We start from the raw sequence: 13,178 nt of genomic DNA, 5'->3' as shown, positions 1-13,178 counted from the left end.
GATGGAGTTTAAAGAGAATCAAGCAATATATCTACAGATCGCAAACCGCTTTTTCGAGAACATCCTCAAAAAAGAGTGGGCTGCCGGAGACAAAATACCATCTATCAGAGATATGGCAGTAGAGTTTGAAGTAAATCCGAACACCACTATGCGCACCTTTAATTACCTACAGGACAAAGGAGTTATCTATAACAAGCGCGGTGTGGGCTACTTTTTGGCCGACGACGGATTTGAGAGAACTATTGCTCTTAAAAAAGAGCAGTTTCTGGAAGAGGAGCTACCTGTTTTCTTCAGAACAATGCAGCTTCTGGGGCTCTCGCTAGAAGACTTGAAGGCTTACGCTGCAAAGTACTCAGATCCAAGTGTTAATTAATTATCACCGTTTAAGCGCATTAACATGAAAATAAGTAATAAACTTTTGCTAGGCCTTCTGATCCTAGTCCTGGCAAGCATAACTGTTTTACTAGGAGTTGCTAAAATGTACGCTGAGCCGGGAGGGGAAAAAACGGAGGTAGTGGCTCCTCCACCGGCACCGGAGGCCCCTAACGTATCAGAGTAGAATTTTTTAAAAGAAAAGCCCACACCTGCAGGTGTGGGCTTTTCTTTTAAAAAATTCGCAACAGGCAACCTTTAGCATAGGTACTGCATCTTTGGTATATACAGTAAGAAAGAAAACCGTTCATTTAAAGAAATAACTATGATGAGAAAAGTACAGGTACTATTGATTCTATTGATGCTTCCACTTTTAACCTGGGCTCAAACCCAGGTAAATGCTTCAGAAATCATTTCAAAAATAAACCGTGGTGAGGCTGTGTCTTACAAAAATGCGAGGATTGTTGGTGATCTTGACATGACTAAGCTGCAGAACATGAAGCTGAAAGAAGAAAACAAAAATAAATATGACTCAAAGGAATATATCAGTACTGTTACCGTACCTCTAACCTTTGTTAACTGTACCTTCGAAGGTGATGTGCTTGCTTATTTCAATCCTGACAATGGAGTGAACATTACTAAAAATTCCAGCAACGAGGTATATAATACAAACTTTGAGAAGGAGGTACGATTCGAGGGTTGCATCTTTAAGGAGGCTAGTGCTTTTAAGTACTCTGTGTTTAGTGAGGGAGCTTCGTTTATCAACAGCCGCTTTGAGGAAGAGGCGCTGTTTAAGTACAGTAAATTTAAGGATGCGGCAAACTTCAGCAGCGCAAACTTCAGAGAAGAAGCTAATTTTAAGTATGTTAAATTCCCGGTGAAAGTTAGCTTTACAGGTGCCACTTTCAACGAGGAGGCGAACTTTAAGTATGCTCAATTCCAGGAAGGGGTTAATTTTCAGAAAGCTACATTTGATGGTACGGCGAATTTTAAATACGCCAAGATATCCGATAACTTCAATATAAAAGGAGCTAATTTCAAAGGTGGAAACGACTTTAAGTATACTAAGCTTAATAACAAGCAGGTGTCTCTTTCAAGCCTGCAGGAGATGAACCGTTAAAATATAAAGCACCCACGCAGAGAGCAGCATCACCCATCTGGTGGTGCTGCTTTTTTAGTTATGTTTTAGCAGTAACTCAAGCATTTTGCCAGCCCCCTCTGTGCTTCTGAAAGACTTCACAGGTGCCAGATCAAGCCACTCCTTCCGAACCTTATTAATCAGACTCAGATCTGTTTCCGATGCCATGTAGCGCTGTGTGGCTATAACTACAGCTATAGCTGTTTTCAGAGCTGCGGCCTTTACTCTTATGGTATACACTGCATATCGCGCGGGGTGTAAGTGTACGTATCTTCCCTCTATCACTCCCCACCTCAATACCCAATCGGTAGTATCAGAAAGGGTAATACAGCGATAGTCCTTTTCTGCCTCTTTTAAATAATCTCTGAATATCTCAGGCTGAAGCAGTTCTTGTTCCTTTAGGTGCGTACTCACCTCCTGCGCTACCTGCTGCGGCGAGAGCGCACCACAATAAAGGTCCAGTTGCGATGTGCCCAGTGTAAGCAGATCTTTTCTGATCTCACTGGCCGTACTTTTAGTATTGCGCCTGATATATTGTATTATATAGCCCAAGTGGTGCTTCAGCGGATGGAAGAGAATAGGTTTGGGTAGTTCTGATGAAAACATACTTAGTGTCCTTTCAACTTACTTGCTTTTACTTAAGGTTCAGGTGGGGTGTTTTGGTTAATTTGTTTTGAAGATATGTGCTTTTGCAGCTATTTATTTCATCTCAGGCAACCCTACCCACGCATTTCACATCTTTGGTATGAACAGTTACTTGGGCCAGGCAGGAGCAGCTTCCGTCTCACTTGCGCTGCATATCCATTAACTAAGTAGTCCTGTTGTTAACCTGATTGGTAGACGGACAGGTAATGTAGGTCGATAGAAAGACGTTGTAAGTATAAAGTTATGGCTAAATTTGTTTGTGTACAGTACCTTGCATAGCAAACTACCGTAAATAGTATTACAGTTACAGTCCCGGCAAAGCAGAAACTATGATAAAGCTAACTAATATCCACAAATACTATGCAATGGGGCAGAATAAGCTTCATGTGCTGAAGGGCATAGACATGCACGTGCGCGAAGGGGAGTTTGTATCGATTATGGGCTCATCAGGCTCTGGTAAATCTACGCTGCTGAACATACTGGGTATTCTCGATGACTATGATAAAGGAGAGTATACTTTGGCAGGTACCTCCATCAAAAATTTATCAGCTACCAAAGCTGCTTACTACCGGAATAAGTTTTTAGGATTTGTTTTTCAGTCGTTCAACCTGTTGTCGTTTAAAAACGCCATGGAAAACGTAGCCCTGCCGCTTTATTACCAGAAGGTGGGCCGCAAGGAGCGAAACAAACTGGCCCTGGAGTATCTGGATATGGTAGGCCTGAAGGATTGGGCAGAGCATTCTCCTAACGAAATGTCTGGTGGGCAAAAGCAACGTGTAGCCATAGCCCGCGCGCTCATCTCCCAGCCTAAGCTCATACTTGCCGATGAGCCAACGGGAGCCCTGGATACGCAGACTTCTTATGAAGTGATGGACATCTTTAAGGAGGTGAACAACAAAGGCATGACAGTAGTGATTGTAACGCACGAAAATGATATAGCCGACCAGACACACCGCATTATCCGGCTAAAGGATGGCCTGATCATGAATGATGATCATAACGTACCCGAAGCGGCTGTTGCAGGAACATCATCCTTAACAGTACGATAGTTACATCAATCTACAGAACCACAACTTAATAATCAGCAAATAGATGTTTGACCTAGATAAGTGGCAGGAGATACTGGCAACGATGCAGAAGAACAAACTGCGCACGTTCCTGACCGCCTTTGGCGTGTTTTGGGGTATCTTCATGCTGGTCTTGCTACTGGGTGCGGGTAAAGGGCTGGAAAATGGTGTGATAAACCGTTTTGGCCATGGGGCCAAGAACAGCATTTACATATGGAGTGGTAAAACCGCGCTGGCACATAAAGGAATGAGTCCTGGCCGGGAGGTCAAGCTAACGAACGAAGACTTAAAAGCTATTGACAGAGAAGTTGAAAACCTGAACATGATGGCCCCGCGAAACCGGGTAATGGGTGAGTATACGATTAATTATAAGAAGCAAAATGGTTCCTTCCAGGTCTTTGGCGCTGAGCCGGACTTTATGGTGATGAACGGTGAAATAGCCTTTCGCGGGCGTCTGTTGAATGAGAATGATGAAGCAGAGAAACGGAAGGTAGTGGTTATTGGAGAACAGGCAGCGAAAGTGCTTTTTGGTGAGCAGGATCCTATAGGGGAATACGTAAATATCAGAGGCATCCATTTTAAAGTGGTGGGGACTTTTAAGGTGGGAGGTAATAATGGCGCCCGCCGGGAAGAACGCGCCTACATACCTTTCGCTACTATACAGAGCACATTTAATCAGCCAAACCAGGTGCAGATGATGATCCTGACAGCGCAGAATGGTGTGCCTGCAAAAGAGATGGAAGACAAGCTTCGCGTCCTGCTGGCACAGCGCCACAAGTTCGCCGAAGATGATGATATGGCACTGGGCATAGAAAACACTGAAGCAGAATTTAACAAGGTGATGGGGCTGTTTAGTGGTATCCGCATCTTCGTCTGGATTGTCGGGATTGGAACATTGATAGCGGGTATAGTGGGTGTAAGTAATATCATGCTCATTATCGTGAAAGAGCGGACCCGTGAGATTGGTGTTCGAAAAGCTTTGGGTGCTACACCTTTCTCTATTGTAAGTCTAATCCTTCAGGAATCGGTGGTGATTACAGCTTTGTCCGGCTATATGGGTCTGCTGGCCGGTACAGGCCTGCTGGCGCTGCTGGAGTATCTGATGGAGTCGTCGGGGGCGGAGATGCCTTTCTTTGCCAATCCGGAGGTAGACCCCGGAGTAGCTTTGTCTGCAACGCTGGTGCTGGTAGTTTCTGGGGCCCTTGCCGGTTTAATGCCAGCTCTTAAGGCGGCCCGCATTAAACCTATAGAAGCTTTACGCGCTGATTAACCCTGAAAGCTATGATAGATATAGATAAATGGACCGAAATCTACAATACTGTAAAGAAGCATAAGCTCCGTACAGCGCTTACGGCTTTTGGAGTTTTCTGGGGCATATTTATGCTGGTGGTATTGTTAGGTGCCGGTAAGGGGCTGGAAAATGGTATAGTGGGTGAGTTCAATATCGCTAAAAATGCCGTCTTTGTTTGGACCCAGCGCACCAGTGTACCATACATGGGTCTGAAGGCCGGACGTTTCATTCAACTAACGAATGATGATGTGGCGGCAATTCGTGCCAATGTGCCTGAGGTAGCGGTTATTGCTCCAAACAATCAGTTAAACGGTGACTTTGCGGTACATCACGAAACCAAGAGCGCGGCTTTTACAGTGCGTGGCGAAACACCGGAAATGTTGCAGGTAAGGCCAATCAAAATTAGCTCAGGCAGGTTCATCAATCAAAAAGATATTATGGAGCGCAGAAAGGTTGCCATCGTGGGGCCACGGACGCTTGAGTTGCTTTTTAAAGATATAGATCCCATTGGTAAGTACATAAATATCAAGGGCAGCTACTTTTTGGTGGTTGGTGCTTTTGAACCTATAGGTAAAGGCGAGGACATCGTAGAAGATTCAAAAATTATATACCTGCCAATTACGGCACTACAGCAAACCTTTAACCAGGTTAACAAAGTGGGTTCCCTTGCATTAACACCCAGCGCAGGTGTCCCTGCCGCGGTTATTGAAGATAAAGTTAAGACCTTATTAATGAAGCGGCATCATGTGGCGCCAGAGGACATCAAGGCTTTTGGGTCTGCAAATATTGAGCAGGAGTTTCAGGACATTCAAGGGCTGTTCACTGGTATTGCCGGCTTTAGTTGGCTGGTTAGCATAGGTACCATTTTCGCAGGCATCATTGGGGTGGGTAATATTATGCTGATCGTGGTAAAGGAACGGACGAAAGAGATTGGTGTACGAAAAGCATTAGGCGCTACCCCCTGGTCTATTATCAGCCTGATCATTCAGGAGTCTGTTGTAATAACTGGCCTGGCCGGCTACACAGGTTTACTGGCAGGTACGGGCATAATTGCTACCATAGAATACTTTATGCGCAAATTTGATGTGCAGGCCGGATACTTTGGTATTCCTGAAGTAAACCTGGGAATCGCACTTTCTGCCACAATTTTACTAGTGTTAACCGGAGCCCTGGCCGGGCTCATACCTGCCACAAAGGCAGCGCGGGTGAATCCGGTAGTAGCCTTACGGGACGAATAATACAGAACGAAAATACAAAAGACTTAAACTATACTTCAATCATGAAAAAGGTTTTATTAGGCTTGTTCATTGTGGTTTTTCTGGGACTTTCTGCCTGGCTGGGCTACTATTTTTACAAGAAATCGAACACTGATCCTGTGGTGTATAATACAGAGGCTCCCTTTGAGGCTGATATTGTGAAAAAGACGGTAGCCACTGGTTCTATTGTACCGCGTAAAGAAGTGCAGGTGAAATCGCAGGTGTCGGGAATTGTTGAGGAGCTGCATGTAGAAGCCGGTCAGGTTGTAAAGAAAGGACAGTTGCTGGCGAAAATCAGGATTGTACCTAATATGGTAAGTGTGAATAATGCAGAAACGCAATTGCAAACTGCCAGGATCAATTTTAATGAGGCGAAGCGTGAACTGGCTCGCTACGAGCAATTGTATGAGCAGAAGGTAATACCGGAGCAGGAATATCGAAAGTATAAATCAGATTATGACCTGAAGCGTGAAGCCTTGCAGGCAGCAGAAAGCAACCTGTTGCTGGTACGAGAGGGAGCCTCCCGTAAAAGTGGGCAGTCCTCTAACCTGGTATATTCTACCATAGATGGCATGTTGCTGGATGTGCCGGTAAAAGTGGGTACTTCTATCATAGAGCGCAATAACTTTAACGAGGGCACTACCATAGCCACAGTGGCAGACATGCGTAGCCTGATATTCGAAGGGAAGATTGATGAGTCGGAAGTAGGTAAGCTGAAAGAAAATATGGATCTACTCCTGACTATTGGTGCCATCGAAGGTAAAGTATTTAGCGCCAAACTGGAGTACATTGCACCAAAGGGAGTGCTGGAAGAGGGCTCTATCAAGTTCCCTATTCGTGCGCAGGTACTGTTAGATGATAAAGACTTTATCAGGGCTGGCTACAGCGCCAATGCTGATATAGTGCTGGATAAGCGGGAGAATGTGCTGGCGATAAAGGAGAGCATGTTAAAGTTTGAGAAGGAACAACCTTATGTGGAAGTTGAGAAGTCTCCTCAGGTATTTGAGAAGCGCCTGGTAAAGACCGGCCTTTCGGATGGTATAAATATTGAAATAATTTCCGGGCTAAATAAAAAGGAAAAGATAAAAGTGCCAGATGCTACAATAGCTCAAATCTAAAAAATTAAAGATGGAGCAAAAAGGTGGGTGAGAGCCTGCCTTTTTGTTTTTTATTACTACGCCTACCAGTTCGGACGCATAGCTAAAGGGCTACTGGAGTTTGACTACGGAATAGCATGTTTGACCTGAAGGCGCTCAGTTAAAAAGCCACTTTAACAAGAAATGAGAAGGCAGGAAGATGCAAGCTGGGAAGAATAACATCATCAACCAAAAATACTGAATCTTTGGTATGCGCTGTTGAGGTTCGTTCCCGGGGCCAAATACCCAGTTTATGTTCTCCTTTGGATCTGTAAAAAGATAAACAAGTGGTAGCACAATCCAGGTTAAAAGGGTTTGCCAGTAAACCGCATCCGAATCATACCCCCATTCTACAAGCAACCACAAAACCATAACTGGCAAAAAAACATGAAAAAGCGAGAGCCCACGCAGGAAGAGCGTTTTTCTCTTATCAAACATATAGTCGCTCAGACCTAAAAGAGGTTTACCCCTGATAAGCCTTCCGAAGTAGTCAATGTTCCATACAAGTTCCAGTCCCAATACTCCCACTGCAATCATACTTACCAACAACTGACTTCCTGTCCAAAGCGCAATTCCAATTGCAAAGAGTGCTATGTCTGAGAACCAAAGAAAGTTGGCGGGCCCATAATGCTTCCAGTAAACAGGTATAAGCACAAGTAAAAACAGGGTGTAAGCTACCGGGAGCCAGAGCGGAACTACGGAGTCCATGGTGTTATCGTTTAAGGGAGCATACTCTGAAAGCAATATTATAGATACAGTATAGTGGAATACAAGTGACTTATATTCGGACATAAGTTGAAAGCACAATACTTTTTTAGGAATGAAATTGTGTTATAAATTTGCAGCCATTCAATTCTTAGTCATTACATGGCACAACATTTCAATACTCCTTCTGCAATACAAATTGTAGATTTCAACCTCTTCTACGCAAAAGCTTTTTATGACCTCAATCACGAGTGGATTTCAAAATACTTTATAATGGAAGATGCCGACATAAAATCACTAAGCGACCCGCAAGGATACATCCTCAATAAAGGTGGACATATCCTGATAGCATTGTTCAATGGAGAGCCAGTAGGCACCTGTGCTTTGTTAAAGGAGGAGGAAGATGTTTTTGAGTTAGCTAAAATGGCTGTTGCCCCTAAGATGCAGGGGATGAAAATTGGTAAAATGCTTGGTGAGGCTGCCATTGAAAGAGCACGCCGTATTGGGGCAAAAAAGGTATACCTGGTATCTAACAGACGCCTCGAAACAGCTTTAAATCTTTATCGCCGCTTAGGATTTGAAGAGGTGCCTATGCCACCAAGCATTTATCAGAGAGCAGATATAAAAATGGAGATGAATGTATAGAGGCAGATAAGCATGGACGCAATTATGATGTTCATGCTGTTTTATAGCATGTCAATTGGAGATAATGCTCTTAATCTGACTACGTCAGGCTCGTTTGCCTGACAGACTCCATGCGTGCAATTCCCTCTGTCATCCAGCAACCTTTGTATTTGCCTTTGCGCTGCTTTGCCAGTATAAACAAGTATACTTCTTCGCGGCCATCGTTACCAGTAATAACTGCTAACTGGTATGCTGTGTTACCTGTTACAACAAGTTGTCCCATTTTGTAACTTTTAAAGTTTAGCATAGGACTATAGGCAGGGTTTCGCACCAAAATTCTAAAGTGGTTTATAGGCCCGATGTGCATCCTGTTTCTCGGAGAGGAGAAATTGAATACAGTAATGATTCCGCTGTCACGGCGGTCATTTTGTTGCAATGCTTTTAACTGTATTCTAATCACTTCACGAGGGTTAAGTGTTTTGTCAGGCTTTAAATAAGTCCATTTAGAAGTGGAGTTTGTCTCTTCATAAGGGGATGCATAGGAGGCGTAGTGCTGTTGGTCTGCTAAAGGTGCAGCAGGAAACTGCATCCAGAAAAGCGTAAGCAAAAGTACCCCTATCGCAAGCATTATCTTATCAAACACATGATCTGTACCCTTCATACTAATAATGTACTTTAGTTAGATAAGGTTTGTTGTGCTATAGGGTGGTTTTCAGGGTGTAAAGGGGGAATAAAACAGGCAAGAGGGCAACACAGTAAACAAACACCATTGCCTGCGTATACTTGCATCAGTAAGACCTGCTATGAAAAACCTGCTCTCACATCACGTACGAAAATCAAAGCGCTGGTTTCTAAACCATTCGGCTGTGCAACGCTTTCAGCAAAGGTTTCCCCATGTGGCATCCTTCATAAGCGATAGATTTCACCCCAAGGCGTTTGTGGGTTTACCACTTACATTGGTAGTGGTAGTGGCCACCATAAACGTAGCCTTACTATCAGAACTTACAGAAAGTGTGATGGATGCTGCCTGGATTGTGATGGCAGATAAGGAGTTTACGACTTCATTATACAATATCAGGTCGCCTTGGCTAAGTAAGTTTCTTTTTGCTGTTACCCAATTAGCAGATCAGCAGGCAGTGTTTATAGTTGGGGCTTTTGTGTCTGTTATCTTTCTGTTTCGTAAGCGGTACCTTGCTCTCACTGCCTTCTGGCTTGCCATGGCAGGCGTAGGTGCCTCTGTGAGGTACGGTAAAACTTTTATTAGCCGCGCCCGGCCTTCAGATGTAGCCTATTATGAGGTTGAGCATTTTTCCTTCCCGAGCGGGCATGCTACCACCTCTCTGGCACTTTACGGTTTACTGGCTTACTTTCTGTACAGGCACTACCATAGAAGAAGCCAATACCAAAGCTTGGCAGTGTGGATAGCCGCTGTACTCATCCTTTTAATAGGCTTCAGTAGAATTTACCTGGGCGTTCACTTCTTGTCTGATGTACTAGCAGGCTACCTGTTGGGGCTGTTGTGGCTGTTAGTTGGCGTGAGCCTGGTGGAAGTGATGATGTTCCGAAAAAACAAGCAGCCCTTTAATAATGGGAAGTAAATCTACTTTTTAAGTTTCATTTCGTATTTCCTGTGTTATGTATATAAAACCCCACCGTTTCTTTTGCAGCCTTAGCCTTGTGTTCTTTGTTTGGCTGATTGCTACCCTCCCGGCCGCCGGCTATGGTGTACTTTCTCATCAGGCGGTAGTAGATGCCGCATGGGAAGAAGGCCTGCAGCCTCTGTTAAGAAAGCGCTTTCCTAATGCTACTAAAGAGGAGCTTCAGAAAGCACACGCTTATGCCTATGGGGGCTCTATTGTGCAGGACATGGGCTATTTTCCGTTTGGCAGCGTCTTCTTCACAGACTTGCTGCACTATGTACGGAGCGGGGACTTTGTGGAGAACCTCATTGCCTCTTCGGAAACAATGGATGAATTTGCCTTTGCATTGGGTGCCTTAGCGCATTATAATGCCGATGTTTATGGCCATCCCTTAGGTACTAACCGTGCTGTGCCGCTGGTATATCCCAAGGTAAAACAGGAGCATGGAAACATGGTAACCTATGCTGATGATCCGGTGTCGCATATTAAAACTGAGTTTGGCTTTGATGTGCTGCAGATAGCCCGTGGAAATTACGCGCCGGAGGCTTACAGAGACTTCATCGGCTTTGAAGTGGCGCCGGAAGTGCTGGAGAGAGCCTTTCTGAAGACATACGGGCTGGAACTGAAAGATGTATTTATAAGTCTGCCACTGGCCATCGGTACTTACCGCTATACCATCAGAGGACTGATGCCTGACCTGACAAAAGCTGCCTGGCAGGCAAAGAAAAAGGATATTATGAAGGAGAGACCTGGAATTACACAGCGAAAGTTTGTCTACCACATGAGCAAAGCTGAGTATAAAAAGAAATGGGGTACTTGTTTAGATAAACCGAATGTCTTTGCCCGCTTTACTGCCGGGCTCATAAGGCTGCTGCCAAAGATTGGTCCTTTAAGGCCTTTGGCTTTTGTTCCTCCCACACCTGAGGCGGAGAAGGTGTTTATGGAAAGCTTCAACGAAACTGTAAATCATTACCAAAGTGATATAAAACGGTTGCGTGGTAACGGACAGAAAAACCTTAAGAACCTGCAACTCGACACAGGGAAGCCTACTGCTTCAGGGGAGTATAAGCTAACAGATGAAGCCTATGCAAAACTGGTAATCAAGCTGGCTGACTCTGATTTTAAACATGTGTTGCCTGACCTGCGGCAAAATCTTCTTCAGTTTTACACAGATGGCAGATCCGCAATCTATGACAAGGAAATTGATGAGGGGGAGCAAAAGAAAGAAAAGGAGGCTCTTGATAAGTTGAAGGCACTGCAGCTGTAGGAGACGTACTTCTAAGTTTTGCACTATTTTTTTCTGCAGTGAAGCAGGAATATATGTAAATGAATCTTGTGCTATATATAAATATAACAAAATTTAGTGTGCTTTATTCTTAGAAATAGTAGATTAATCGCAACCCTGCACTCCCTTTTCTCGATAAAATAAACCTAGTACCTTTTGCAAGTGAATATATTAAATCAATTGCGAGAGGTTAAGATTTAAACATATAAACGTATATAAACTATGGAAAATAATCAGAATAATAGAAACTCACAATCACAAGGTAATACTAATTCAAATCCGCAGAATTCTTCTAGTTCAAATAGTTCTAACAGTAATAGTTCTAGCTCACAAAATTCTTCGAGCAATTCAAACAAGCAGAATTCTAACATGCAAAGCAGCAGCTCTGCTGATAAGAATACGCAAGGCCGTAGCAACCAACAGGGTACTTCTGGTAAAGGAGGGCTGAAAGATTTTCAGGGTAAACTGATGCAGTACGGTAGCACAGCAGCCGACAAGTTTAACCACATGACCACGAAGCAGAAAGCAATGGTGGGTGGTGCAGTTCTGGCGTTGGGTGCCGGTTGGATGGCTCTTAGCCAGCGGAACAAGAACAAAATTAAAAGTGAATTAAGCTCTGCAGCTTCCACTGTGAAGAATCAAATGCAGTCTAAGCAGAATAATCCTAGCTCTTCAAACTCAAGCAAGAGTAACTCAGGATCTTCAAGAATAGATGCACGAGTAAAATAAGCTAGAGCAGCTATATTGTATAAAAGCCGGGCAGCAATGTCCGGCTTTTTATTTGCAGCTACCTGACATTTCTGTTAGCCTCCTTACCCTGTATACCCGTACCTAATTTACATGTAATTTTCATATACCCCTCGTAGAAACAGAATGGAAAAGAAAGTCATACTTCAGTTTGATCGTGAGTTAAGTTTGAGCCCTGGTGGCAAGCATGTCCGCGATGGCCTCTCCACGGCTTTCCTTACCGGAAAAGATTTGTGGCTGAGCTGTGATGAACGCACGACCATAGAACGAATAACATTACAGGAAGACGGGTCCTTTGGAGAACACGCTTCATTTGAGTTGGGTGATTACCTGGATTTGCCATCGAAAGACAAAAGTGAAATAGACATAGAAGGCATGGGAATGGCGAATGGGTATCTGTGGCTGATAGGCTCACATAGTCTGAAGCGCAAGAAGCCGAAGCGGCATCAGAGTGTTGAAAAGCAAATTAAACGACTGGCGAATGTGGAAAACGATCCAAACCGGTATGTACTGGCAAGAGTGCCCGTGCTGTTGGATGAGGATACAGGCCATTATAACCTTTATAAAGAAGTAGAGGACCCGGAAAAAGAGGAACATAAGCTAAGGGCGGCACAACTGCATGGCAACAAGACCAGCAGCATCCTGACGGATGCGCTGTTAGAGGATGAGCACATAGGGCCATTTATGAACATTCCGGGTAAGGACAATGGGTTTGATATAGAAGGTTTGGCTGTACATGGTAATCGTCTGTTTATCGGGTTGCGCGGACCAGTACTGAGAGGATGGGCGATTGTGCTGGAGGTAGAGCCACAGGAGGATAAATCCGGAAAACTGCACCTGAAAACACTTGAGAACAACCGTTCCTACAAAAAGCATTTCCTGAACCTGCGCGGAAAAGGCATCCGGGAGCTACGCGTTTTTGGCAATGATATTTACATTCTGGCCGGCCCGACCATGGATCTGGACGGCGTTATTGCGATCTACCGGTGGCGAGATGCTATGAAACAGGGGGGAGAGCAGATAGTGCATAATAATGAACTGGACAGGGTGCGTGAGGTACCGCATGGGTATGGAGAAGAGTCCGGTAAAGATAAAGCTGAAGGCCTTGCTGTATATGATGAGAAGCACGTGCTGGTAGTTTTTGACAGCCCGACAGATAAGAGAAAAATAGGTGAGGACGCAGTGCAGGCAGATGTTGTAAAGGTGGTGGAATAGCTTGTGCTGTAACCTTAGCTGAAGGGTTAGGTTAAAAGGACTGACAGATACAACAGA

General features: G+C 44.3%; 15 protein-coding genes. 12 read left to right on the top strand and 3 right to left on the bottom strand.

Features of this window, described 5'->3' with window-relative positions:
* Position 1: 1 nt before the first annotated feature.
* The 3 genes from ACFSRY_RS02885 to ACFSRY_RS02875 all read left to right on the top strand — a co-directional run bounded on the left by ACFSRY_RS02885 (position 2) and on the right by ACFSRY_RS02875 (position 1,492).
* Positions 2-373 (top strand): GntR family transcriptional regulator, encoded by a 372-nt coding sequence (locus ACFSRY_RS02885; protein ID WP_377503265.1) that lies wholly within the window; start codon positions 2-4, stop codon positions 371-373.
* Positions 374-397: 24 nt separating this feature from the next.
* Entirely contained in the window at positions 398-559 is a 162-nt protein-coding gene (locus tag ACFSRY_RS02880) for a hypothetical protein (RefSeq protein WP_377503264.1), read from the top strand.
* Positions 560-697: 138 nt separating this feature from the next.
* On the top strand, positions 698-1,492 hold the full coding sequence (locus ACFSRY_RS02875; protein WP_377503263.1) for a pentapeptide repeat-containing protein: 795 nt from the start codon (positions 698-700) through the stop codon (positions 1,490-1,492).
* Between the two features lie 54 nt (positions 1,493-1,546).
* On the opposite strand, the gene ACFSRY_RS02870 is transcribed toward ACFSRY_RS02875, so the two are convergent.
* Entirely contained in the window at positions 1,547-2,116 is a 570-nt protein-coding gene (locus tag ACFSRY_RS02870) for a hypothetical protein (RefSeq protein WP_377503262.1), read from the bottom strand.
* A gap of 368 nt (positions 2,117-2,484) precedes the next feature.
* On the opposite strand from ACFSRY_RS02870, the gene ACFSRY_RS02865 reads away from it, so the two are divergent.
* The 4 genes from ACFSRY_RS02865 to ACFSRY_RS02850 are packed head-to-tail and all read left to right on the top strand — an operon-like array spanning position 2,485 to position 6,887.
* A complete protein-coding gene (locus ACFSRY_RS02865) occupies positions 2,485-3,204 on the top strand; it encodes an ABC transporter ATP-binding protein (protein ID WP_377503261.1) in 720 nt (239 codons plus the stop codon).
* A gap of 43 nt (positions 3,205-3,247) precedes the next feature.
* A complete protein-coding gene (locus ACFSRY_RS02860) occupies positions 3,248-4,492 on the top strand; it encodes an ABC transporter permease (protein WP_377503260.1) in 1,245 nt (414 codons plus the stop codon).
* Positions 4,493-4,503: 11 nt separating this feature from the next.
* The gene (locus ACFSRY_RS02855) at positions 4,504-5,751 is read left to right on the top strand and encodes an ABC transporter permease (RefSeq protein WP_377503259.1); all 1,248 of its coding nucleotides are present in this window, start codon (positions 4,504-4,506) and stop codon (positions 5,749-5,751) included.
* A 41-nt stretch (positions 5,752-5,792) separates the two neighbouring features.
* Entirely contained in the window at positions 5,793-6,887 is a 1,095-nt protein-coding gene (locus ACFSRY_RS02850; protein WP_377503258.1) for an efflux RND transporter periplasmic adaptor subunit, read from the top strand.
* Positions 6,888-7,022: 135 nt separating this feature from the next.
* Here the strand turns inward: ACFSRY_RS02850 and ACFSRY_RS02845 are convergent, their stop codons facing one another.
* Positions 7,023-7,697, bottom strand: coding sequence for a membrane-associated protein (locus ACFSRY_RS02845; RefSeq protein WP_377503257.1), 675 nt, complete (start codon positions 7,695-7,697; stop codon positions 7,023-7,025).
* Positions 7,698-7,772: 75 nt separating this feature from the next.
* Here ACFSRY_RS02845 and ACFSRY_RS02840 point away from each other — a divergent pair, with 75 nt between their 5' ends.
* Positions 7,773-8,255 carry a GNAT family N-acetyltransferase gene (locus ACFSRY_RS02840; RefSeq protein WP_377503256.1) on the top strand — a complete coding sequence of 161 codons (483 nt, stop codon included), beginning with the start codon at positions 7,773-7,775 and terminating at the stop codon, positions 8,253-8,255.
* 79 nt (positions 8,256-8,334) lie between these two features.
* Here the strand turns inward: ACFSRY_RS02840 and ACFSRY_RS02835 are convergent, their stop codons facing one another.
* Positions 8,335-8,895, bottom strand: a complete 561-nt coding sequence (locus ACFSRY_RS02835) for a DUF4864 domain-containing protein (RefSeq protein WP_377503255.1) — start codon at positions 8,893-8,895, stop codon at positions 8,335-8,337.
* A 142-nt stretch (positions 8,896-9,037) separates the two neighbouring features.
* Here ACFSRY_RS02835 and ACFSRY_RS02830 point away from each other — a divergent pair, with 142 nt between their 5' ends.
* The 4 genes from ACFSRY_RS02830 (at position 9,038) to ACFSRY_RS02815 (ending at position 13,121) form a co-directional block, all read left to right on the top strand.
* Positions 9,038-9,832, top strand: a complete 795-nt coding sequence (locus tag ACFSRY_RS02830; protein WP_377503254.1) for a phosphatase PAP2 family protein — start codon at positions 9,038-9,040, stop codon at positions 9,830-9,832.
* Positions 9,833-9,869: 37 nt separating this feature from the next.
* Positions 9,870-11,141, top strand: a complete 1,272-nt coding sequence (locus tag ACFSRY_RS02825) for a zinc dependent phospholipase C family protein (protein ID WP_377503253.1) — start codon at positions 9,870-9,872, stop codon at positions 11,139-11,141.
* A 387-nt stretch (positions 11,142-11,528) separates the two neighbouring features.
* Positions 11,529-11,888 (top strand): hypothetical protein, encoded by a 360-nt coding sequence (locus ACFSRY_RS02820; protein ID WP_377503252.1) that lies wholly within the window; start codon positions 11,529-11,531, stop codon positions 11,886-11,888.
* Positions 11,889-12,032: 144 nt separating this feature from the next.
* On the top strand, positions 12,033-13,121 hold the full coding sequence (locus tag ACFSRY_RS02815; RefSeq protein ID WP_377503251.1) for a DUF3616 domain-containing protein: 1,089 nt from the start codon (positions 12,033-12,035) through the stop codon (positions 13,119-13,121).
* Positions 13,122-13,178 lie beyond the last annotated feature (57 nt).

The sequence above is a fragment of the Pontibacter locisalis genome (genome assembly GCF_042684605.1).
In the GTDB taxonomy this organism is placed as follows: domain Bacteria; phylum Bacteroidota; class Bacteroidia; order Cytophagales; family Hymenobacteraceae; genus Pontibacter; species Pontibacter locisalis.
Note: the sequence above shows the minus strand (reverse complement) of the source record. Positions and strands in the feature narration are given on the sequence as shown.

Bases quoted from the DNA above. Each gene is read 5' to 3' on its own strand.
- ACFSRY_RS02850 (WP_377503258.1), top strand. From the start codon at position 5,793: ATGAAAAAGGTTTTATTAGGCTTGTTCATTGTGGTTTTTCTGGGACTT.
- ACFSRY_RS02845 (WP_377503257.1), bottom strand. From the start codon at position 7,697: ATGTCCGAATATAAGTCACTTGTATTCCACTATACTGTATCTATAATA.
- ACFSRY_RS02865 (WP_377503261.1), top strand. From the start codon at position 2,485: ATGATAAAGCTAACTAATATCCACAAATACTATGCAATGGGGCAGAAT.
- ACFSRY_RS02835 (WP_377503255.1), bottom strand. From the start codon at position 8,895: ATGAAGGGTACAGATCATGTGTTTGATAAGATAATGCTTGCGATAGGG.
- ACFSRY_RS02880 (WP_377503264.1), top strand. From the start codon at position 398: ATGAAAATAAGTAATAAACTTTTGCTAGGCCTTCTGATCCTAGTCCTG.
- ACFSRY_RS02855 (WP_377503259.1), top strand. From the start codon at position 4,504: ATGATAGATATAGATAAATGGACCGAAATCTACAATACTGTAAAGAAG.
- ACFSRY_RS02820 (WP_377503252.1), top strand. From the start codon at position 11,529: ATGCAAAGCAGCAGCTCTGCTGATAAGAATACGCAAGGCCGTAGCAAC.
- ACFSRY_RS02875 (WP_377503263.1), top strand. From the start codon at position 698: ATGATGAGAAAAGTACAGGTACTATTGATTCTATTGATGCTTCCACTT.
- ACFSRY_RS02885 (WP_377503265.1), top strand. From the start codon at position 2: ATGGAGTTTAAAGAGAATCAAGCAATATATCTACAGATCGCAAACCGC.
- ACFSRY_RS02870 (WP_377503262.1), bottom strand. From the start codon at position 2,116: ATGTTTTCATCAGAACTACCCAAACCTATTCTCTTCCATCCGCTGAAG.
- ACFSRY_RS02830 (WP_377503254.1), top strand. From the start codon at position 9,038: ATGAAAAACCTGCTCTCACATCACGTACGAAAATCAAAGCGCTGGTTT.
- ACFSRY_RS02840 (WP_377503256.1), top strand. From the start codon at position 7,773: ATGGCACAACATTTCAATACTCCTTCTGCAATACAAATTGTAGATTTC.
- ACFSRY_RS02815 (WP_377503251.1), top strand. From the start codon at position 12,033: ATGGAAAAGAAAGTCATACTTCAGTTTGATCGTGAGTTAAGTTTGAGC.
- ACFSRY_RS02825 (WP_377503253.1), top strand. From the start codon at position 9,870: ATGTATATAAAACCCCACCGTTTCTTTTGCAGCCTTAGCCTTGTGTTC.
- ACFSRY_RS02860 (WP_377503260.1), top strand. From the start codon at position 3,248: ATGTTTGACCTAGATAAGTGGCAGGAGATACTGGCAACGATGCAGAAG.